The sequence below is a fragment of the Parafrankia irregularis genome, from assembly GCF_001536285.1.
GTDB classification, from domain to species: Bacteria; Actinomycetota; Actinomycetes; order Frankiales; family Frankiaceae; genus Parafrankia; species Parafrankia irregularis.
This window is the reverse complement of record NZ_FAOZ01000030.1, coordinates 78406-98591: the sequence shown is the minus strand read 5'-3', so window position 1 is coordinate 98591 and position 20186 is coordinate 78406. Positions and strand designations below refer to the sequence as shown.

17 protein-coding genes are annotated in these 20186 nt (G+C 71.0%); 14 read left to right on the top strand and 3 right to left on the bottom strand.

Annotated elements, in window-relative coordinates:
- Positions 1 to 9: 9 nt before the first annotated feature.
- Entirely contained in the window at positions 10 to 294 is a 285-nt protein-coding gene (locus tag AWX74_RS30825; protein ID WP_091283950.1) for a CATRA system-associated protein, read from the bottom strand.
- A gap of 338 nt (positions 295 to 632) precedes the next feature.
- Here AWX74_RS30825 and AWX74_RS30820 point away from each other — a divergent pair, with 338 nt between their 5' ends.
- Positions 633 to 3152 carry a CATRA conflict system CASPASE/TPR repeat-associated protein gene (locus AWX74_RS30820; RefSeq protein ID WP_091283948.1) on the top strand — a complete coding sequence of 840 codons (2520 nt, stop codon included), beginning with the start codon at positions 633 to 635 and terminating at the stop codon, positions 3150 to 3152.
- A gap of 36 nt (positions 3153 to 3188) precedes the next feature.
- Here the strand turns inward: AWX74_RS30820 and AWX74_RS30815 are convergent, their stop codons facing one another.
- Positions 3189 to 3902, bottom strand: a complete 714-nt coding sequence (locus AWX74_RS30815; protein WP_091283946.1) for a hypothetical protein — start codon at positions 3900 to 3902, stop codon at positions 3189 to 3191.
- Between the two features lie 265 nt (positions 3903 to 4167).
- Between AWX74_RS30815 and AWX74_RS30810 the strand changes: the two genes are divergently transcribed.
- The 13 genes from AWX74_RS30810 (at position 4168) to AWX74_RS30750 (ending at position 19231) form a co-directional block, all read left to right on the top strand.
- Positions 4168 to 6660, top strand: coding sequence for an ATP-binding protein (locus AWX74_RS30810; protein ID WP_242666491.1), 2493 nt, complete (start codon positions 4168 to 4170; stop codon positions 6658 to 6660).
- A 402-nt stretch (positions 6661 to 7062) separates the two neighbouring features.
- On the top strand, positions 7063 to 8193 hold the full coding sequence (locus AWX74_RS30805; RefSeq protein ID WP_193209839.1) for a lysine-2,3-aminomutase-like protein: 1131 nt from the start codon (positions 7063 to 7065) through the stop codon (positions 8191 to 8193).
- Entirely contained in the window at positions 8186 to 9307 is a 1122-nt protein-coding gene (locus tag AWX74_RS30800; protein ID WP_131799580.1) for a hypothetical protein, read from the top strand. Before AWX74_RS30805 ends, AWX74_RS30800 begins: the two co-directional genes overlap by 8 nt.
- Positions 9304 to 10098, top strand: a complete 795-nt coding sequence (locus tag AWX74_RS30795) for a class I SAM-dependent methyltransferase (RefSeq protein WP_165615855.1) — start codon at positions 9304 to 9306, stop codon at positions 10096 to 10098. Before AWX74_RS30800 ends, AWX74_RS30795 begins: the two co-directional genes overlap by 4 nt.
- Positions 10095 to 11351: a preATP grasp domain-containing protein gene (locus AWX74_RS30790; protein WP_091283937.1), complete on the top strand. Its 1257-nt coding sequence runs from the start codon at positions 10095 to 10097 to the stop codon at positions 11349 to 11351. Before AWX74_RS30795 ends, AWX74_RS30790 begins: the two co-directional genes overlap by 4 nt.
- Positions 11351 to 11905, top strand: coding sequence for an SET domain-containing protein (locus AWX74_RS30785; RefSeq protein ID WP_341271985.1), 555 nt, complete (start codon positions 11351 to 11353; stop codon positions 11903 to 11905). Before AWX74_RS30790 ends, AWX74_RS30785 begins: the two co-directional genes overlap by 1 nt.
- A gap of 69 nt (positions 11906 to 11974) precedes the next feature.
- A complete protein-coding gene (locus AWX74_RS30780; RefSeq protein WP_091283933.1) occupies positions 11975 to 13576 on the top strand; it encodes a class I tRNA ligase family protein in 1602 nt (533 codons plus the stop codon).
- Entirely contained in the window at positions 13573 to 15033 is a 1461-nt protein-coding gene (locus AWX74_RS30775) for a lysine N(6)-hydroxylase/L-ornithine N(5)-oxygenase family protein (RefSeq protein ID WP_165615854.1), read from the top strand. The genes AWX74_RS30780 and AWX74_RS30775 overlap by 4 nt, the downstream gene beginning before the upstream one ends.
- The gene (locus tag AWX74_RS30770; RefSeq protein ID WP_165615853.1) at positions 15020 to 15301 is read left to right on the top strand and encodes a cupin domain-containing protein; all 282 of its coding nucleotides are present in this window, start codon (positions 15020 to 15022) and stop codon (positions 15299 to 15301) included. Before AWX74_RS30775 ends, AWX74_RS30770 begins: the two co-directional genes overlap by 14 nt.
- A complete protein-coding gene (locus AWX74_RS30765; RefSeq protein ID WP_165615852.1) occupies positions 15298 to 16335 on the top strand; it encodes an NAD(P)/FAD-dependent oxidoreductase in 1038 nt (345 codons plus the stop codon). Before AWX74_RS30770 ends, AWX74_RS30765 begins: the two co-directional genes overlap by 4 nt.
- Before the next feature lie 52 nt (positions 16336 to 16387).
- Positions 16388 to 17302 carry a macrolide 2'-phosphotransferase gene (locus AWX74_RS30760; protein WP_091283927.1) on the top strand — a complete coding sequence of 305 codons (915 nt, stop codon included), beginning with the start codon at positions 16388 to 16390 and terminating at the stop codon, positions 17300 to 17302.
- Between the two features lie 97 nt (positions 17303 to 17399).
- Positions 17400 to 18275, top strand: a complete 876-nt coding sequence (locus AWX74_RS30755; RefSeq protein WP_207550452.1) for a PHP domain-containing protein — start codon at positions 17400 to 17402, stop codon at positions 18273 to 18275.
- Entirely contained in the window at positions 18272 to 19231 is a 960-nt protein-coding gene (locus AWX74_RS30750) for an alpha/beta fold hydrolase (RefSeq protein WP_165615851.1), read from the top strand. Before AWX74_RS30755 ends, AWX74_RS30750 begins: the two co-directional genes overlap by 4 nt.
- 67 nt (positions 19232 to 19298) lie before the next feature.
- On the opposite strand, the gene AWX74_RS30745 is transcribed toward AWX74_RS30750, so the two are convergent.
- Positions 19299 to 20174 (bottom strand): class II aldolase/adducin family protein, encoded by an 876-nt coding sequence (locus AWX74_RS30745; RefSeq protein WP_091283923.1) that lies wholly within the window; start codon positions 20172 to 20174, stop codon positions 19299 to 19301.
- Positions 20175 to 20186 lie beyond the last annotated feature (12 nt).

Here is a 20186-nt window from a genome sequence, read left to right as displayed (position 1 = left end):
CGACCGCCGCTATTTTCCGATCTTGTGGATGGTTTCGTTCAGCCGGTCCCTGACCGGTTCCGGCGGCGGCGTCTTCGGTCCCTTGCCCGCGTCGGTCGCCCTTCGCGTGCTGAGGTATTCGAGATGGGCGGTGGCCGTCGTCAGTAGCTGGACGTCCCCGGTGGCCGCGGCGGCAGCCATCGTGGCGACCGTCCGGTCAATCTCTGTCCAATGCGCTGCGCTGGCGATCCAGGTACCGGCGTCGGTCAGCGCGTCGAGTGCGTCCTGCCGCGCATCCTCGTCGATCAGCAACATCTTCGTCTCCTCGGTATCGTTCCGCCAGCTGTCCGGTTTGCCGGCGACCTGGTCTCGTCAGCGGCCCGCGCGCACGAACGCGGCCCAGGTCGCCGGGTAGTCGGGTAGTCGGGCCACCGCAGGCGCAAACTGGTGCGCCCGCGATGCGCCGGATTCGTATCGCCCCCGTGATACCCGCCGCCATGGACGGTACGGGTGAGGCCCGGCGCCGGGACGGGAGGGGGAGCAGCCGGGCGCCGTGCCAGACTTGGGACGACGCCGCCGGGGGTGGCGGCGAAAGCGTCTGGGGACACATGGATCACGGCCATTCTCAGCTGCTAGTAGCACCGGAACTCGTCGTGCACGTGTTCGGACCGACTCGTGGGCCGCACTCCGCGGCCGTCTACGACTACCTGACACGAATCTGGCGCGCCTGTGCCGACGAGCTCGGCATGCGTCACCCGATCGAGGCGCTGGGTGTGCCGCGGCTGCCACCGCCTCGCCACGAGCTCGACGTCACCGAGGTGCGGGCACCGGTCGCGGCGCAGCGCCGCGTCGGAGACGGCGTCTTCCAAAGCCTGCTCCGCCGCGAGCACGATGTGCTGTGCCTGTCGGTGATGCTGGCGCCGCCGCCGACCGATCCGACAGGTAGTTGGGCCGATCTCAGCGGTCGGTGGGCACGCGTCTGCCAGCCGGTGCCCGACACACTCCTGGGGATCGCGGAGGTGTACCAGGCTCGGCTGGCCCGTCCCGAGCCCCCGGACCTCGGACCGACTACGGCCCAGCAGAGACCGAGCCGCGAACTGGCGGCGTCGTGCCGGCTGTTGCTACCCGAGCCGGCCGTACGACCGTCCTTCGACTCGTCGGGTGTGGCCACCTCGAACGGATTCGCCGTGTGGGAGGCCAGCAGCGAGGATGACACCCGGTCCACGCGGCGCGCAGTGGTGGTGGCGGGCCACGACCGCGACGCCGAACTCAGCTCGTGGACCTGGAACCGCGGTGGCGACATGGCCGTCACGCCGTTCGCCCGGTACCTGATGCACGCTTCGAAGCTCCGTTACCATCTGCGGGTCTGGTCCGGCGGTCAGCCACTGCGCGGTCTGCGAGACGACGTCGAGCGAGCGGTCGAGCCGGTGGCCCGACTCATCGACGACCGGTTCGGCGCCTCGGCCGGTGACCGGCTGGCCGGCCAGCCGACGTCATCCGACGAGGTGCTGCTGGCGACCCTCCGGCTCGAGACCTATCGGCTCGACTCCGGCGTGACGCAGCTGAGAAAGCTTCGCCGGTCGGTGGACATCGCGGCCGCCAACATGGCCAACTACGTTCCGGCGGGGCCCTCCTCGGTGGGGCAACCGGCGGTCGGGCTGTTCGCCGACGACCACAACCTCGCCGGCTGGTTCGTCCAGCAACTCGACGACGACCTGTTCTACTCGACCACGACGCTGCGGCAGGCTCGGGAAACCATTGCGATGGCGGACTCGCTTCCGCCGGCCACCCTCGACGGGTCGAGGGGGTTGCCGAAGCCGTCGGCCCCGGAGCGGCGGACCGAGTCCGGCGTCCGCCCAGGCGCAGGCGTGAGCGCCAGCCGGGTTCCCGGGCCGCTGCGGGTGCTCGTGCTCGCTGACGAATGGCTGCCGCGGCGCGGTGGCCTCAGCGCGCTGAACCGGTACCTGTGCGTCGCGCTGGCGAAGGCCGGCGTAAGTGTGTACTGCGTGGTGCCGGCCGCGGACCAGTTCGACCGCGACGATGCCGCCGAGATGGGGGTCGAGCTGCTGACCGCGCTGATGGCACCCGGCACGGCGGAACGCGACGTCCTGATGCGGCGACCGCCGCTGCCGACCGGAGTCGTCCCCGACGTCGTGATCGGGCACAGCCGCATCACCGGCGCGCATGCGAAGGCGGTCACCGAGGACCATTTCCCAGCCGCACGTAGGTTGCACTTCGTCCACATGTCGCCTGACGAGATCGAATGGTGGCGGCGCGACCGTGGCGCGGATGCAGGAGCGCTCGCGGAGAACCGTACGGCGACCGAACTGGCGCTCGGCGAGGACGCCACGCGGGTCGTCGCCGTCGGCCCGAACCTGCACCAGTGGATGCGCCGCGAGTTGTCGGTGTTCGACGACACGCCTGAACCGGTGCGCTTCGACCCGGGGTTCGACTACCCCGACGGTCGTCCTGAGCACGATGACGAAAGCCGGTCCGGCAACGGTTCAGGTGGCGGCTCAGGCAGATTCGACCGGCGCTCGCGGACACCACCGCCCGGTAACCCGCAGATCCTGCTCCTGGGCCGGCTCGAGGACGCCAGCATCAAGGGTCTCGACATCGCGGCCCGGGCGGTCGGGTATGCCGTCGGGCTCCGCGGTCGCAGCGATCCTCCGGCGGACCTGTTGCTGCGTGGCGCACCCCCCGGCCAGGCGCAGGATGTCCGTGATCGCATCCTGGAATGGTCCGGCCGACCGGGCCTGACGGTGACCGTGCGCAACTATTCGACGGAGTCGATCCGGCTGCAGCGAGACCTGCGACGGGCCAGCCTGGTTCTCATGCCATCCAGGGTTGAGGGATTCGGTCTCGTGGGACTCGAGGCGATCGCGGCGGGCACACCGGTGCTCATCAGTGATCGCAGCGGTCTCGGGACGCTGTTGCACGAGGTGCTCTCCGAACTGGACGCCGACCGCATGGTCGTGCCGGTGACCAACGACGAGCACGATGTGGCTCGGTGGGGACTAGCCGTGCACGAGGTACTACGAAACCGACCCGCCGCGTTCGCGCGAGCGGCTGCCGTGCGCGACCTCATGCGGCAGCGTCGTAGCTGGGGCCTCGCCGTCGAGCAGCTGCTCAGCACGCTGGGCCCGGCCGCTTCCACGGCCACCGACGACTGAGCGTGCCGGCGAGCGGTGAACCATGGCGACCCGGAATCACGACGCGCTGAACGCGGCTGCCGAGACATCACGTTCAAGGCTTGCCGCCTGGTGACCGTATGTCTCTGTCGACGCTGCTTTGATGACTATGCAGAACCGGTTCTGAGACTCGACGGTCTTTGCCAGCTCGCGGTGCTCTCGGTTGAGATAAGAGATCGCGGCACGGTTCGCGAGCGCCGTCTGGCCGCAGATCAGAATAACCGGCCGACTCGCTCCGGGTGGCGTGAACTTGGCGACAATCGCGTGTTCCTCGCGACCGCGGGCGAGGAGGAACTGCTGTTCGTCAACAACAAAGGCGGCGGTATCGGGCCTGGTCGCGTGATGCGGGAGGACCGTCACGCCCGGCAGCTGCGATGCCAGGTGACCGCCAGTGCGAGCGTTCGACTCCGGACCACCTATACAGAACTCGGCCCGATCCCCGTTACTGCCGTGAAATTCCTCGGCGGACAGCACAGAGGTCATACACCCGGCCTCCTTGGCGATGATCACTGCCTCTATCATGGCATGGACGTCATGATGGCTGGTGCTCCCGGGCGCGTCCCACTTCCTGTTCAGGATGACAAGGCATGTATCGCGGGTCTCGAAACCAAAGAAGGCCGCCTTCGCGCGGAGGACCCGTACGTTCTTCACACGCTGCCAGGCCCAGACCGCACCACCGCTGAGGAGGCTGGTGACGAGTCCGATCACGATGTTGAGTAAGGCTGCTGACATCGGCGCCTTTCAGCTCGACCCGTGTTCACGCTGGAGCGAGCTTCGCATGCCGGAGACGGCGGTGCCATGAAGTAGCGGCGACGGCACCGTGGGAATGACAGCCGTCTCGGCTTCGGCGGGCATAGGTCGTCCGTTCACGACCACGGTGACCCGGCCTTCCTGCGGCAGCAACGTTCGGTGTTCGGCCAGCCCGGCGTCGGGCCTGAGCCGAGTGCAATACGATCAACGGCGGTCCTTGAGCGCTACGGCCTTTGGGGGAAGATCGGTGAGCGAGGGGGCCGCCAGGTCCGCACAGCCGGAGGCGTCCGACGCCCGCGCGCGGTTCGCCTCTGGCCTCTCCCACGCTGTCCTGGACGCCGAGAAGCACCACGGCCGCAGTTTCGACCGCGGTGAGCTGGCGAAGAGGCTGCGGATCTCACGCGCGAGCCTGTACGCGTACCTGAACGGCACGACCCTTCCCAGCAGCCAGACGCTCGATCGCCTGCTCACACTGCTCGGCACCGCCGGTCCGGAGACGGGGCAGCTCGCCACGCTACGCGACGATGCCGAGATCGCCCAGCGCCTGCGCAGACCGCGCCCTGCGACGGGCGCGGTCGCGCCGGACGGCGGCGTCGCTGTGGCGAGTGCCTACGCAGGCGAGACAAGCTCGCTGGCCGTGCCCGCCCATCCACGCCCCGTCCCTCGCCAACTGCCCGGCACGATCCGGGACTTCGTCGGGAGGGCAGCCGAGACCGCTGCGCTCGATGCTCTTGCCCTTCCCCCCGCGGGCGTCGCGCCGGCGCGCGTCCTCACGATCACCGGCACCGCCGGAGTCGGCAAGACGACGCTGGCGGTCCACTGGGCCCACCGGATCGCCGACCGCTTTCCCGATGGCCAGCTCTACGCCAACCTCAACGGCTTCGGCGCCGGCGCCCCGCGTGACCCGGCCGCGGCGTTGCACGCCGTCCTGCTGGCGCTCGGTGTGGGGCCCAACGCGATCCCGGAGGACCTGGAATCGCGGGCAGCCCTGTTGCGCACCCTGCTTACCGGGCGGCGCGTACTGGTCGTGCTCGACAACGCACGATCCGCCGAACAGGCACGTCCCCTCCTGCCCGGGTCCGCCGGCTGCCTGGCAGTGGTGACCAGCCGCATCCGGCTCGAAGGGCTCGTCGTCCGGGACGGTGCAAGCCTCCTCACGCTTGAGGAGCTCCCCCACGATGCCGCGGTGGCGTTGCTCGCCCGGCGGCTGGGCATGCTGCCGTCGCAGCACCGCCCCGAGCTCGATGAACTCGCCCGCCAGTGCGCTCACCTGCCGCTGACACTCAGCGTCGCCGGCGCCCGCGCCGCCGCGCGCTCCCCGGACGTGCTCGGCAAGCTGGTTGCGGACCTGCGTCATCAGCGCTCCCGCCTCGACGTGCTGGGCTCAGACGATGCGGACCTAGACCTTCGCACGGTGCTCCGCTGGTCCTACGAGCCGTTGAGCGCTCCCGCAGCGCGACTGTTCCGCCTTCTCGGCCTGCACCCGGGCCCCGACATCGATCGCGGCGCCTGCGCCGCGCTGCTCGGCGAACCGGACACGGCCGACCAGGCGCTTCGGGGCCTGGTCGCGGCACACCTGGTGACCGAACACAGACCGGGCAGGTATACGTCCCATGACCTGTTGCGCGGCTTCGCCCAGGAACTGGCGGCGCGTCTCGATGCCGCACAGTCGACGGCCGCGGTCGCACGCCTGCTCGAGTACTACCTCGATGCCGCGCAGCGGGCCAACGGCGCGCTCCAGCCGTGGGTAACCTACCTTGCCCCGGCCGTGACGGGTGCCGAGCCGGAAGCGTGGCCCGCGAGCGTGCTCCCGGTACCGCTGTCCGGCGCCACGCCCACGGGCGGGCCGAGCAACGCGCCTACCAGCTACGACACCGCCATCGCCTGGTTCGAGAACGAGCTGCCTGTCCTGCTGGCACTGCTCGAGACTGCCGCGGGCCACGGCTTCGAGTCTCATGTGTGGCGGCTCGCCTGGACGCTGATGCTCTTCCTGCGTCGCACCGGCCGGCGCGCCGAACGGGCGGGCACGCAACAGCTGGCGCTGGACGCGGCCGAGCGGGCGGGCCACCGGCACGCGCGGGCCGCGTCGCGGCGCAAACGCGCCGACGCTCTGGCAGGTCTTGGCCGGACCGGCGACGCCGAGTCGCTGCTCGCCCTTGCACTGACCGAGTTCGAGGCGCTCTCCGATCGCGACGGCGCCCGTCACGTCCACCTCTCCTATGCCCGGCTCTACGAGGCGACTGGCCGCCACAACGACGCACTCGAGCACGCCCGACAGGCACTCACGCTCAGCGCGGGCGACACGGCGAATCCGCTCGCGGTCGCCGACTGTCAGACCCAGATCAGCGTCCAGCTCTGCCACCTCGCCCGGCACGACGAGGCGTTGTCCCATGGGCGGCGCGCGTTGGATCTCTACAGCCGTATCGGTCATCAGGACGGGCAGGCGAACATCCTGCGCTACCTCGGCCGGGCCGAAGGGAACCTGGGGCGGCACGACACCGCGATCGGTCACTACGAGCGGTCGCGTCAACTGGACCACCAGCTGGGTGACCGTTTCTGGGAAGCACAGGTCATGGACCATCTGGCGGACGAGTACCTCGCGTGTGGGGACGGGGAGGCCGCCGAACGCTGGCGCAACGCCGCCCTCGTCCTGCTCGAGTCGCTGGCGCATCCTGGCACCGAGGCCATCCGTGCCAAGGCGCACCGAGCACGCGCCGATGGCACAGCCGGATGCCCCTGACACCCCGGGGAGCCCAGCCAGCTTGACCTTGCGCCGACCAGGCGCACCCTGCGGCTGAGCACGGGAACCGAGCGACGCCGGCGGCGGCGTGCCTGCCGAACGGGCCCGTGACGCGCGCGATGCCGGTGGCCGAACTCCCACCGCGCGCCGTCGGAATCCGACGCAGCCCGGTGCCTGCCCACCTGTTCAGCGAAGTCCAGCTCTTTCCAGACTGTGGTTCTGCGCCGATCCACCTCGTGTTGTCCTCACCTCACGCTTACGGACGCATCCCGTCCCGAGCCCGGAGAACCCCCGGTTCGAATGAGGTGAGACGTGCCCGAGCAGAGAGCGGTCCGCGCAGCAGACCGTCAGGTGGGGGCCGCGCCGCGTGGTCCCGGACGACAGCGAACGGACGTGGCCCACGTGGACGTTGCCGAGGGCGCCCATGGGGACGCGGACGAGAAGCCCGCAGCACCGTTTCCGGTCGGGGACGCCCGGACGCTCAGGACGGTGGCCGGCCTCTCCGCGGCGGGTCTCGTGGCACCCGAGGGACGCGACGAGCTCGAGAAGGTCGCGGCCCGCTACGCAGTGTCGATCACGCCCGTCATGCTCGAACGGATCCGGGACGGCGACGAGGACGGTGGCGTCCACCGGCAGTTCGTTCCCACCGCGGACGAACTGGCCGTGGATCCCGCCGAGACAACGGATCCGATCTCCGACGGGCCGTTCACGCCCGTACGCGGCATCGTGCACCGCTATCCAGACCGCGTGCTGCTGAAGCCGCTGCTCGTCTGCCCGGTCTACTGCCGGTTCTGCTTCCGGCGCGAGTCGGTGGGGCAGGGCGAGAGCGTGCTGCCCCACCGCGACCTGGAGAGGGCCTTCGGCTACATCCAGGATCACCGGGAGATCTGGGAGGTCATTCTCTCGGGCGGCGATCCGCTGCTGTTGTCCGACCGCAGGCTCAGCCACATCCTCGAGAGGCTCGACGCCATCGAGCACGTCCGTGTCGTCCGCATCCACACCCGCGTTCCGGCCGTCGATCCGGCACGGATAAGCGACGCGCTGTGCGACCTGCTGGACCGGGGAACACCGGTGTGGCTCGTCGTGCACATCAACTCCGCGCACGAGCTGGGCGCCGAGGCAGCGGCGGCGCTGCGGCGCCTTTCCCGCGCCGGGATTCCGCTGCTGAGCCAGTCCGTCCTTCTGCGGGGCGTCAACGACAGCACCGAACAGCTCGAGACGCTGTTGCGCACGCTCGTTCGCAACAGAATCAAGCCCTACTATCTGCATCACGCCGACCTTGCGCCCGGGACCGGCCATTTCCGGACCAGCATCCAGCATGGGCAGGAACTCGTCGCGGCGCTGCGCGGCAGGGTCTCAGGGCTCTGCCAGCCCACCTACGTCCTGGACATTCCGGGGGGCCACGGAAAGGTGCCCGTCGGCCCGTCCTATCTCGAGGGCGACGAGCACGTCATGACCGTCCGGGACCCGTGGGGCGGCGTCCACCGGTACCCGCCGGCCCAGGACGCGGCCCGGGTGAGCGCCCGTGCCTAGCGCGACGATGACACCGGTGCGCCCCGTCGCGACGACGCTCGGCCGCACCACCGCCGACCTGGTCTGGCAGGCGGCGCTCGCCGCCGGCGAACGAGAGAGCGCCGGAGAGGCCGCGGGTCTCACGAAGGTCATCGTCAACGGGGCACCCGTCCCCTCGACGCTCGGGGCGTTCGTGCGGGGCCTGAGTGCCGGTGGGCCGGCGCCGGCTCTCGCCGACCTGTGCGCGCTGAGCGCCGAGAAGGTCGAGACGTTGCTCGTGTACGCACGGGCAATCGAGGGTCATGACCGCGCGCTGTACGAAGCGGTCCTCTCCGATCTGGGCGAACACCTGCTCGAGACGGGCCTGCCCCGGGGGCGCGCGGAGTGCGAGATGTTCCTCGGCTGGTATCCCGCCACACCCGGCGGGATCCACCGCGAGGACTGCGACAACCTGCACCTGGTGCTGCAGGGGCATAAGGAGTTCCTGTTCTTCGCCGGGGGCGACTGGATCCCCCGCGACGAGCCGCGACGCCCCGACAGCGACCCGGTCACAGGCCTGGCCGAGGACTACCTTCCTTCCCTGCGCCCCGAGGTCGTGGAGAGTGCCGCGCGGGTGTGTTCGCTCGGCCCTGGGGAGGGTCTCCGGTGGCCGCGGCGCCTGTGGCACGTCGGGCGATCACCGCAGCTGTCGCTGTCGCTGAACGTGGCCTCCTACCGCGATGCCCCCGAGGCCTACCCGGTGCTCCGCGGCACCGACGGGCAGGTAACGCCCGCCTGGCTGCGGGGCTACCATCGGTTCCTCGGCCGGACCGGTACGCCGGGCGACGACCTTCCCACCCTGCTCGCCCAGGCCTCCTCGGCTGGTCTGCGCCCCGCTCCCGCCCCGCTCCGACGCCTCCCGTCCCGGCCGCGACACGCCCGGCGACGTCTGCACACCCCGGTGTTGTGGTGCCAGCTGCGGCCGGGGCTGGTCTCGGTCGCCGTCACCGGAGCGCACCTCGCACTGCCCTCTGCGGTGATCCCGATGCTGGCCTGGCTTTCCCACCCCTCGTCAGCGGAGTGGCCCATGCGTGAGAAAGACCGTGTTCTGGTCCACTGGCTCGCCCAGCAGGGCGTCGTGGAGGTGTCCGCGTGAATGGCCCCGACAGCGCGCTCCCGGGGGTCCGCGGCCAGACCGGACGCGGCGGTCCGACCGGACCCGACACGTGGGCGAGCGACGACACCGACCTGTTCCTGCGCTACGGCGACGCGTTCGTCCCGGCGCGCGGACAGCAGCTGGCACTGCTGGTCGCCGCCGTCTCCGCCACCGGCGAGAGCCCGCACGTCCTCGACCTGTGCTGCGGCGCCGGAACGCTGACCCGGCTGGTGCTCGAGCACGTCCAGGATGCGAGCGTCGTCGGTCTCGACGGCAGCACGCGGATGCTCGCGGCCGCCGAGACCGCCTGCGCGGCGTACCGCGACCGGGTGGCGTTCACCGCCGCCGCGCTGGAGAGCGCCCACTGGCGGACCCCATCCGCCTACGACGCCGTCGTGACGTCGCTTGCCGTCCACCACTTGGACGATGCCGGGAAGCGAGCGCTCTACGAGGACGTCCACCGCATGCTGCGGCCCGGCGGCTGGTTCGCGATGGCGGACCTGGTGCTTCCGACCACGGAGTGGGCACAGCGTGTCGCCGCCGAGCAGTGGGACGAGACGGTCGCGTCAGCCTCGCACCGGCAGTTCGGCTCGCGGGAGGCTTCGGAGGCGTTCGCCGAGCATGGGTGGAACCACTTCACCGATCCCGAACCTGATCCCGTCGACAGGCCGTCCCCGATCGCGAGCCATCTAGCGTGGCTCACCCGGGCGGGTTTCGCGGACATCGACGTGCCGTTCGCGTTCGCGGGCCACGCGGTCATCGTCGCGCACCGTCGGCGAGATGAGCGGTGAGCACCGTCGTCCTGGCGAACACCATCAGTCCCGTCATGGTCAGCACTCCGTCGCCGCGTTACGGGCGCATGATGGCGGCCGTCACGCCACGTAAGCTCTGGCAGGCGTGCGGAGGCGATGCCGTGGTGACACTCGCCCCGGCCTCCTGGGAGTTCCGTGCCTACGTCGGGGCCACCCTGGGCCGAGAGCCCGACGCTGTCGACGTCGTCGCGCCCCCGGCTGTCAGCACCGGGCATGCAGTGGATGTCCTTCGTGCCAGCGGGCGTATCGACGAGGTGGTCGCCCGCGGCACGGTGGCGCCGTTCGCGCTCGATCCGCAGGTCGCGTCGCTCGCGTCCGCCTATGGGCTGCGGGTCGCGCCCTACCGCGACCAGCCGCCGGCGGAGGCCGTGCGCGCCGCCTCGCTGATCAACACCAAGGCGGGTTTCCGTGCAGTGGCCGCCGAGCTCGGGCTGCCACTCGCGCCTGGCGGGGCCGCGGGTGACGCGGCGCAGCTGCGAAGGAAGCTCCCCGCGGTCGCCGAGAGGCACCGCCGGGTCATCGTGAAGCTCGACCGGGGGTCCAACGGCTACGGCAACTTCGTCGTCGACGCGGACCAGGGACCGGTCAGCGAGCAGGTCGAGCGCGGCCTCGCCGAAGCCGCCGAACAACGCTCGGGCTATGTCTACGAAGCATTCCTCGACTTCCACTCCGTGCCCAGCATCGAGATGGAGGTCCTCGACGACTCCGTCCGCCCGCTGTACACATGTGACCAGCGGACGGTCGACCGCTCGTTCACCGGCATGGTCACACCCGCCACCACCGCCTCTTCCCTGCTCACCCGGCTCACGGCACACGCCACGCAGGTCGGCTGGTGGCTGCACCGCCACGGCTACCGGGGCGTGTTCGACCTCGACACCGGTCTCCACGACGTGGATGGCAAGACCGCCTTCGTGTGCAGCGAGGTCAACGGGCGCCGAACCGGTGGGACCTATCTACACGAACTCAGCCGCCTTCTCCTGGACGCCGGTCCGTACGAGGAGATCGCCTGGCGCGCGGACAGCCGGCGTGCGCCGGCCGGTGCGCGCTTCGCCCAGGGAGTCAGGGCGCTCGCGGACGCCGGCCTGGCACCATCCGCCACCGGCGGCGGGGTGGTACTGACCGCCGACACGCTGGAGATCGACGGTCGCTGGCGCTACCTCGTCGTCGGCACCAGCCCGGCCGCGGTGGCGGAGCGTGAAGCGGCCTGCCTCGCGGTGCTGGGCACGGCGTGATGCTGCATCCGGACATCGTTCCCGGGATCAGCCGGCACGGCTCGGGTCTCTTCGCGGCGCGTGACATCCCCGTCGGCGCCGTCGTGTGGGGGCCCTGCCCGTCATGCACACGGCTGCGCCGCGCCGCGCTGCGCACCCTGCCGGAGCCCAGCGCGGCCTGGCTCGACGAGCACGGGTACTGGTGCCGGGACGGCAGCCTCATCCTGCCATGCGGGCACGCACATCTGATGAACCACTCGTGTGCCGCAAACGTGCTCGACGCCGGACTCGCGGTGGGCATCGCCGTCCGGGCGATATCCCGGGGCAGCGAGGTCACCTGCGACTACCGGACGTTCCGGTACGACCCGCCGTGGAGCTTCGTGTGCGCCTGCGGCAAGCCGCAGTGCGCCGGGAGCGTGCGGTCGGCGAGCCTCGGCATGCCGGCCGGGCTCGAGGAGACCTGGGCGCGTCGCGTCGCGGCGGCGCTCCGCAAGGCGCCGGCGGCGCCGCAGCCACTCGGCATGGGCGTCCTCAGCCACGGCGACATCACCGAGCCGGTCAGGAGGCAGCGCTGAGGTCCGTCGCCCCGGTCATCGACCTGGTGGCGCGACGGGACATCCGCCAACGAGACGAAAGGAAGGGACGTGCCGCTGCTCGTGGTGGCGACGCCGCCGACACCCAACGGAGATCTTCACCTGGGCCACCTTTCGGGCCCATACCTCGCCGCCGACATTCTCGCGAGGGCTGCGACCCAGCGCGGTGACCTGGCGGCATTGGTCACCGGACTCGACGACCACCAGACCTACACCGAACTGCGCGCCCTGCGGGACGGATCGGCGCCGGAGGCAGTCGCCGACCACTTCGGCCAGGCGATCGAGGCGTCGTGGCGCGCCGCGGCGGTCCGGCCAGACCACGTCACCTATCCCCGCCAGGACCGCCACCATGCCGCGCGTGCCGCCCAGGCGGTCGCGACGCTGCACCGCCTCGGGCAGCTGGACCTGCGCGAGCGCCCGCTGCCCTGGTGTCGCGCCTGCCAGCGCTGGTGCTACGAAGGATTCGTCACCGGCATCTGCCCGCACTGCGCCGCCCCGTCGGGTGGGAACGTCTGCGAGGTATGCGGGCATCCGAACGACTGCGCGGACCTTGCCCAACCCACCTGCGCCCTGTGCGGCCGGGCCTGCGACCTGCGGCTTTGCGCGCGCTGGTATCTGCCGCTCGAGGCGCACCGCGATCAGCTGCGCGACTTCTGGGACCGCACCGTGATGGACGACCACGTCCGCCGGCTATGCGAGCAGCTCGCCGAGCAGCGGCTGCCCGACGTCGCGGTCAGCCACCCCGGCCATTGGGGCCTCCCACTCGACCTGGCCGGAGCGGCTGGTCAGCGGATCTTCACCTGGCTCGAGATGGCGTCCGGCTACATCGCGGCCACCGACACGCTCACGGCCCGCCAGAGGTTCGACTGGAGCGCCCAGTGGCGCGGCGGACAGGTCGCGGAGTGCTTCGGGTTCGACAACGCCTTCTACTATGCTTTCCTCTTTCCGGTCGTCCTGCGGGCGCTGGAGCCGGATGCCGCACCCGCGACCACGTTCGTCGGCAACGAGCTCTACCAGCTGGCCGGAGAGAAGTTCTCGACGAGCCGCCAGCACGCAATCTGGACACCGGACGCGGTACGACGCCGCCCGACCGACCACCTGCGCCTGTTCCTCGCCTACGACCGCCCGGCCACCGGTCACACGAGCTTCACCTGGCCGGCGCTCGCGGCGCGGCTCGACGACGACCTGCTCTCCCTCTGGCACGGCTGGCTGGCCGAGGCGGCACGGCGCCGCGACCTGATCCAGGCCGCCGCCCCACCCGGCGCCGCGGACGCACTCGCGCAGGGCCGTGCCTGGAGCGAGCCCGCGCGCCACCTCACCGCGGAGAGCTTCTCCCCACGCACGGCCCTCGGCGCCCTGCGCGCCCTGGCCGCACGGGCACGGGCGCACGCTGCCGCGGCGGAGTCCGAGGCGGGCAGCGCCGCAGGGCGTGCCCGCCTCGCCCGCGCCGTCGCCGAGGAGTCGAGCGCCCTGGCCTGGCTGGCGATCGGTCTCTGGCCCATCGCACCGACGCTGGCCGAGCAGCTGTGGCACGCGCTCGGTCTCCATGGCCTGCCGTCCGCGGCCAGCGGGCCGCCGGCCGCGGACGTGACGGCCGAGGCGCCCGGGCGCTGTGCGCTACTGCGCCCCACACTCGCGGGAGCCGCACAGTGAGCGCGTCCGTGCCATCATGTCAGGTGCTGGCGATCGGCCTGGGCCCCGCGAACCTCGCGCTCGGAGCGCTCGCGGCGCCCGTTGCCGACCTGCAGGTCCGCTTTCTGGAAGCCCGCGACGGGATTCGCTGGCACGAAGGGCTGATGCTGGCGGGAAGCGAGCTTCAGGTGTCGTTCCTGAAGGACCTCACTACGATGGTCGACCCGACCAGCCCGTTCACGTTCCTGAACTACCTCGCGGTGCACGGGAACCTCTACCGCTTCCTGATCGCGTGCGATCGTGGGCAGGCGTTCCGCGACGATTTCGCCCGCTACTACCAGTGGGCGGCAAGCCACCTCCCCGACGTCGCCTGGAACGCCCGTGTCGAGGACGTCCGGCTCGTCGGCGGCCGACTCGCCGTCACCACCGACAAGGGCGCCACCTACCGGACCGACAACCTGGTGCTCGGCACCGGACGGCGCCCCTACCTGCCACCGTTCGCTGACAGACCGGGCCTGAGCGGGGTGATTCACGCCTCCCGGTACGACGTAGCCCGCGACCGGATCGCCGGGCGTGACGTGTTGGTCGTCGGCGGAGGGCAGTCGGGCGCGGAGGTCGTGCGGGACCTCATCGACCGGGAGGGGAACCTGCCTCGCTCGCTCACCTGGGTGACCAGCCGGCTGAACTTTCTCCCGCTCGACGATTCCCCCTTCACCAACGAGTGGTTCCACCCGGCCTGGGTCGATCACTTCGGTGCGCTGCCGGCCGCGCGGCGGGCAAGCCTGCTCGAGCACCAGCGGCTCGCCAGTGACGGCATCAGCGGGGACATCCTGCGCGAGATCTACCGTCGCCTGTACCACCTCGACACCATGCGCCCCGGCCTGCTCCGGGCACGGCTCGTCGTCTCCAGCCGCGTGACCAGCCTCGAACCACTGGCGCACCACCGCCACCGCTGCGTACTCGAGGGCATCGACGACGGTGCCACCAGCACGGTCGACGCCGACGTCGTCGTGTTCGCCACCGGCTACCGGCGCGCCGAGCCGCCGGACTACCTTGCCGGCATCGCCCCGCTGCTGAGCGGCTGGGAGCTCGACTCGGACTACGCGCTGCGCTGGGACGGGCCGGCGGCGGTACGCATCTTCGCGCAGAACGCCGGCGACGACAGCCACGGCATCGCCGACCGCAACCTCAGCCTCAACGCCTGGCGCGCTGCCCGGATCGTCAACGCGATCTGCGGGCGGACCGTGTACCGCACCGGTCCTGACAACTCCGCCGTGTCCTGGTCACCGGCGGCACTCGCCCCCTGGGGGCACCGCCAGGGCCCTCCACCCACCGACGACGTGCCAGGAGCGCCTGATGAGGGACGCATGCACTACGCAGGCAGGGCCGCCGCCGCTGACGTCCCCCGCCGGGCCGACGGTGGCGACGATCTTCGAACAGGTCTCGTCCAACCCGGCGCTACGGGTGCGCGAGGCTGACCTGCGTCGACTCACGCTGCCCGACGGCGCTCCCGCCGGCGCCGGTTGGTACAGCCTGGCCTGCGGAACGACCACCCCGGTCGAGACACACACGGTCGCCGAGGTGTGGGCGCTGCTCTCCGGCCGCGGCCACGCACAGGTCGGCGAGCACACCCACGACGTCGAGGCAGGAGATGTCGTCGTCGTGCCGAGCGGTGCCGTCCACGCGCTCACGAACACCGGTGAGGAACGCCTGGACTTCGTGAGCGTCTGGTGGCATCCCCGGTGAGGGCGCCCGAGCCCGCTGAGCTGTTGGTGGTCGGCGGCGGCATCGTCGGCGCACTGTGCGCGGCCCGGGCCCGGGAGAACTACCCGGACTGGGCCGTCACGCTGGTCACAGCGGCGCAGGTCGGGGACGGAGCCAGCCGCTTCACGGCAGGGCTGTGCCTTCCTGTCGCGCGCAGCATCGAGCAGCGGGCGATGGTGACCGACAGCGAGGCGTACTACCGCCGTCACACCGGCTCAGGCTTCCTGCATCGGATCGAGATGATCGACGTGACGGCAGACCCTGCGGCGTGGCAGGCCAGGCTGGTCGGTGTTCGCGCGTTCAGCAACGGCAGACCGGCCCTGCCCGACTGCTGTCGCGTCTCCTCGGGCGAGACGGCCCTGCGCTACGGCGGGGTCCTCGTCGTCAACGCCGCGGGCATCGCCGCCGCCCTGGTCGGACCCGGCTCCGGCGTGTGCGTCCAGTCGCGGACCGACGTCAGGACTCTCGCCCACGATGGCACGGTCTGGAATGCCAGTGTCCACTCGCCGCAGGGCCCCAGGACGATCCGCGCGCACCGGGTGATCCTCGCGACCGGCCCCTGGCCCTGGCCAGCGGGCGAGGGCCTTCCGGACGGTGGCGGCGACGAGCTGCGCACCAAACGGGTCGCGGCCCTCGAACTTCATCTGCCGGACCTCACGCCCGGGACCTGCGTGCATTTCGTCGACGACGACATCTTCCTGCTCGCCACCCCCCGAGGCAGAGCGCTCGCGAGCTTCTACCGCAGCCGGTGGGACGTCTCGCCAGTCGGCTGCGACGGGACCATTGACGCCGCCGATCTGGAAGACGGACTCGCCCAGCTGGCGGCGCGGTTTCACGGCTCCGGACCGTCGGTGCTCGGCGGGCGGGCCTTCTGCGACAGCTACGCCCCCGAACGACACCCGCTTGTCATGCGCGGTGACCACCGCATCGCCTGCGTCACCGGAACCTCCGGCTCCGGCGTGCGCTTCGGACCGGCGCTCGCCGCACGCGCGCTCGCGGCGATCGAGGATCTCTGAAGCCTGCCGGATCAGTTCAGGACACCGCCCGAGAACGGACACCGATCCCACCATGACCAACCCACTCTCACCCGAATCCCTCCTCGCTCTGGCCGCCCGACACGGACTGGACCTCGTCGAGGGCTCGCTGCGCCCGGACAACACCGGCTGGGATTTCCAGGTCGCGCACGCCATCACCAAGGACGGTGTCGCCTGGATCCTGCGGGTTCCCAGACGGCCCGACATCGCCGAGGGCATCGACGTCGAGGCGAGACTCCTCGACGTCGTCCGCGGCCTGCTGCCGGTCGCCGTCCCCGACTGGCGAATCCGCACCCGCGACCTCGTCGCCTACCCGCGGCTGGCTGGTGAGCCTGCGGCGACGGAGGCCGTCGCGACCCGGACACTGTCCTGGCGCATCGACAGGGTCGACCCACCGGACGTCTACGTCGAGCAGCTCGCCGAGATCATGGCGAGGCTGCACCAGGCACCCATCGATGCCGCAGCCGCGACGGGCATCCCGGTCCGCACGCCGGCGGGGGTCCGGCTCACCTTCTCCACCCGCCTCGAACGGGCCCGCCGGGAGATCGGCATGCACGACAGCTGGTGGAACCGTGGGCGGCGCTGGCTTGAGGACGACCGCCTTTGGCCCGCCCGTTCGGTGCTCCTGCATGGCGACCTGCACCCGGGCCACACGCTCGTGGACGGTACGGGCAGCATCGTCGGCCTTCTGGACTGGACCGACGCGGAGGTCGGCGATCCCGGCCAGGAGTTCATCGAGGCAACCCGGAAGTTCGAGCCGAAGAACCTCGCCCGGGTGCTCGACGCCTATCAGCGCCACGGCGGGGACGTGTGGCCCGGCCTGCGCGCGAACATCGAAGAGGGCGTCGCCTTCGCGCCGATGTTCCTCGGCCTTCTCGGGCTCGACAGCGAGCAGCCGCATTACGTCGAGCGAGCCCGGACCGCGCTCGCCGCTCCCTCGCCTCGCTAGGTCGACAGCCGTCTCGCAACCGGCTCGACGGGTGCTCGCCCGGCGGCGCCGACTCGCCGCGCAACTCCCCCAGTGGCATGACAAGGAGATACGAGAAGTGAGCAACATCCCGACGCCGCAGGCCACGATCAGACTCCCTGCCGACAGTCACGTCCACACCGAATGGTCCTGGGACACAGCGGTCGGATCGATGGAGCACTCGTGCTTACGCGCGCTGGAGGTGGGCCTACCGTCCATCTCCTTCACGGAGCATTCGGACTTCACACCCTGGTCCATCAACGAGCGTGTGTACGCACGGCTCGGTGAGCAGTACCGCGCGATGGTCTCCGCGGAGGGCCTGCTCCTGCCACCCGGCCTCGACGTCGAGGGCTATGTCGCGGCGGTCGAGCACTGTCGGGAACGCTTTCCCGACCTGGTCATCACCTGCGGTGTCGAGATCGGCGAGCCGCACTGGCACCCCGAGAAGGTCGACGCGCTGCTGCGGGCCTACCCCTTCGACCGTGTGATCGCGTCCTCGCACTCAGTCAAGCGCCACGGCGGCTACCACATGGTCGGGGACCTCTTCACAGAGATGCCCCCCGATGACGTCGTCCGCGAGTACCTCGCCGACGTCCACAAGATGATCGAGGCGGACACCCGTTTCGAGATCCTCGGCCACATCGACTATCCCGTCCGCGACTGGCCCGCGGACACCGCCGGTCCCTACTACCCCGCGCGGTTCCGCGACGAGTACATGAATGTGCTGGGCGCGCTCGCGGCCAGCGGGCGGGTCCTCGAGGTCAACACCACCGTGCCCCTGCACCCCCAGATCGTGGCCTGGTGGTGCGACGCCGGCGGTCAGGCGCTCAGCTTCGGCAGCGACGCCCACGCCCCGGAAAGGGTCGGCGCCGGTTTCACGCAGGCCGCGGCGATGGCGGAAAGCCACGGGTTCCGCGGCGGCGACGACCCAGCGGGCCTCTGGACGAGGCGGTGACGGCCGCGAGGGCCAAGCGCCCCCCGGAAGCCGCTCCACGCCAGGACCCCGGGTCCGCCCGTGCCTTCCGCGTGGCGCGGGCGGGCGGCCATGTGGCCGGTTCCGTGCGCGGCGGCGGGACTCCCCTGCTCGTCCTGCACGGCGGACCCGGGCTCTCTGACACCAGCTTCCTGTTCGCCGACGAACTCGAGGGCTGGCAAACCGTCAGGTACACCCAGCGCGGCGTCCCGCCGTCGAGCGAACAGGGCCCGTACACCCTCGAACACCACGTAGCGGACGCTGTCGCCGTCATCGACGCGCTCGGCCTCCAGCACGTCTGCGTCGTCGGCCACAGCTGGGGCGGCCATCTTGCGATGCATCTCGCGGTCTCGCGCCCCGACCGGGTGCTGGGCCTGGTGCTCGTCGACCCGTTCGGTGCCACCGGCGACGGCGGGGAGGCGGCGCTCGCGACGGAGATGACCGCCCGGCTGCCAGCCGGGGACGCGGCCCGCGCGGACGCGCTCGATCGGCGGGCGCTGGCCGGGTTCGGCTCGGAGGCCGAGGCCCTCGAGTCGATGGCGCTCTTCTGGCGCAGCTACTACGCCAACCCTGCCCACGCGCCGGCGATGCCGGCGGGTCTGCGGCTGTCCGTGTCCTGTTACGCCGAATCGCTCACGTCGATGCGCCACCACCTGGCCCAGGACACTCTCGCCAGGCTCGCGCCGACCGCCACCTGCCCCGTCCATGTGGTGGTCGGGGGGGCAAGCCCGATCCCGACGTCGGTCGGATCCGCCACGGCCGACCTCTTCCCCCGCGGGCGCCTGATCACGGTTCCGGGTGGCGGCCACCTGCCGTGGACGGAACGACCCGGCTGCCTGCGGGCGGCCCTCGAGAATCTGCGGAACGAGCTGCACGCGGACTCGTTGGTGCCGCCGCACGCTCGTCAGCAATGCGAAAGGGCTGAGCCCGCTGTGTAAGTCCCGAGTGAGACACCCCCTCCGCGTCAGTCCCGGTCCAGAGCGCTGGTACCGGCCGTGCCGGATGTCACTCGAGCAGGTCGGGCTGTTCCTCGACAATGAGGTCGTAGAGGGCCTCGAAAGCCCAGCGAGCGCCGTCGTCACCCCATCCCTCGCCGGCGGTGGCGCTGGCGATCTCGTGGTCCAGGATTCGCAGCGCACCGGCCGCCGCCGCGACGAGCTGGGTCCGCGCGGCCCGCTCCGCCGCGATGTACCAGTACGCCGCCGCCTCCACGCTGGTGCCGACGGTAAGCAGGCCGTGGTTACGCAGGATCGCCAGTTTGCGCGGACCGAGCGCAGTGGCGATCTTCCGGCCCTCCTCCTTGTCCAGCACGACCCCGTTGTACTCGTCGAAGATCACCTGATCCTCGTAGAACGCGAGGGAATCCTGCGAGATCGGATGCAGCGGCTCGCCGATGGCGGCGAGCGCCCGGCCGTACAGCGCATGCGTATGCGCGGCGGCGACGACGTCCGGCCGGGCGGCGTGGATCTGCGAATGGATGTTGAACGCCGCCGGGTTCAGCGGCGGCGTGCCCTCGACGATCTCCCCGTTGCAGTTGACCAGCAACAGGTTGGAGACCTTGATCCGGCTGAAGTCGAGGCCGAACCGGTTCACCCAGAAATGGTCGGTCAGCTCGGGATCACGGGCGCTGATGTGGCCGGACAAGCCCTCGGCGACGCCGAGCTTGGCGAAGAGCCGGTACGCGGCGGCAAGCTTGCGCTTACGGTGCAGCCGCTCTTCCTCGACCGTTCTGACCGGTTCCGGGCGAGGCCACTGCCCGCCTTCCGCCGGTGCGACCAGCCCGGCCCACGGGTTCCCCCGCTCACCGGCGGATGCCCCGGGGGCCGCATCCGGCGCCGGCCGGGTCCCCGTTGCCGACACGTCATATGTGGAAAGCGTCATCTCTTACCTGGT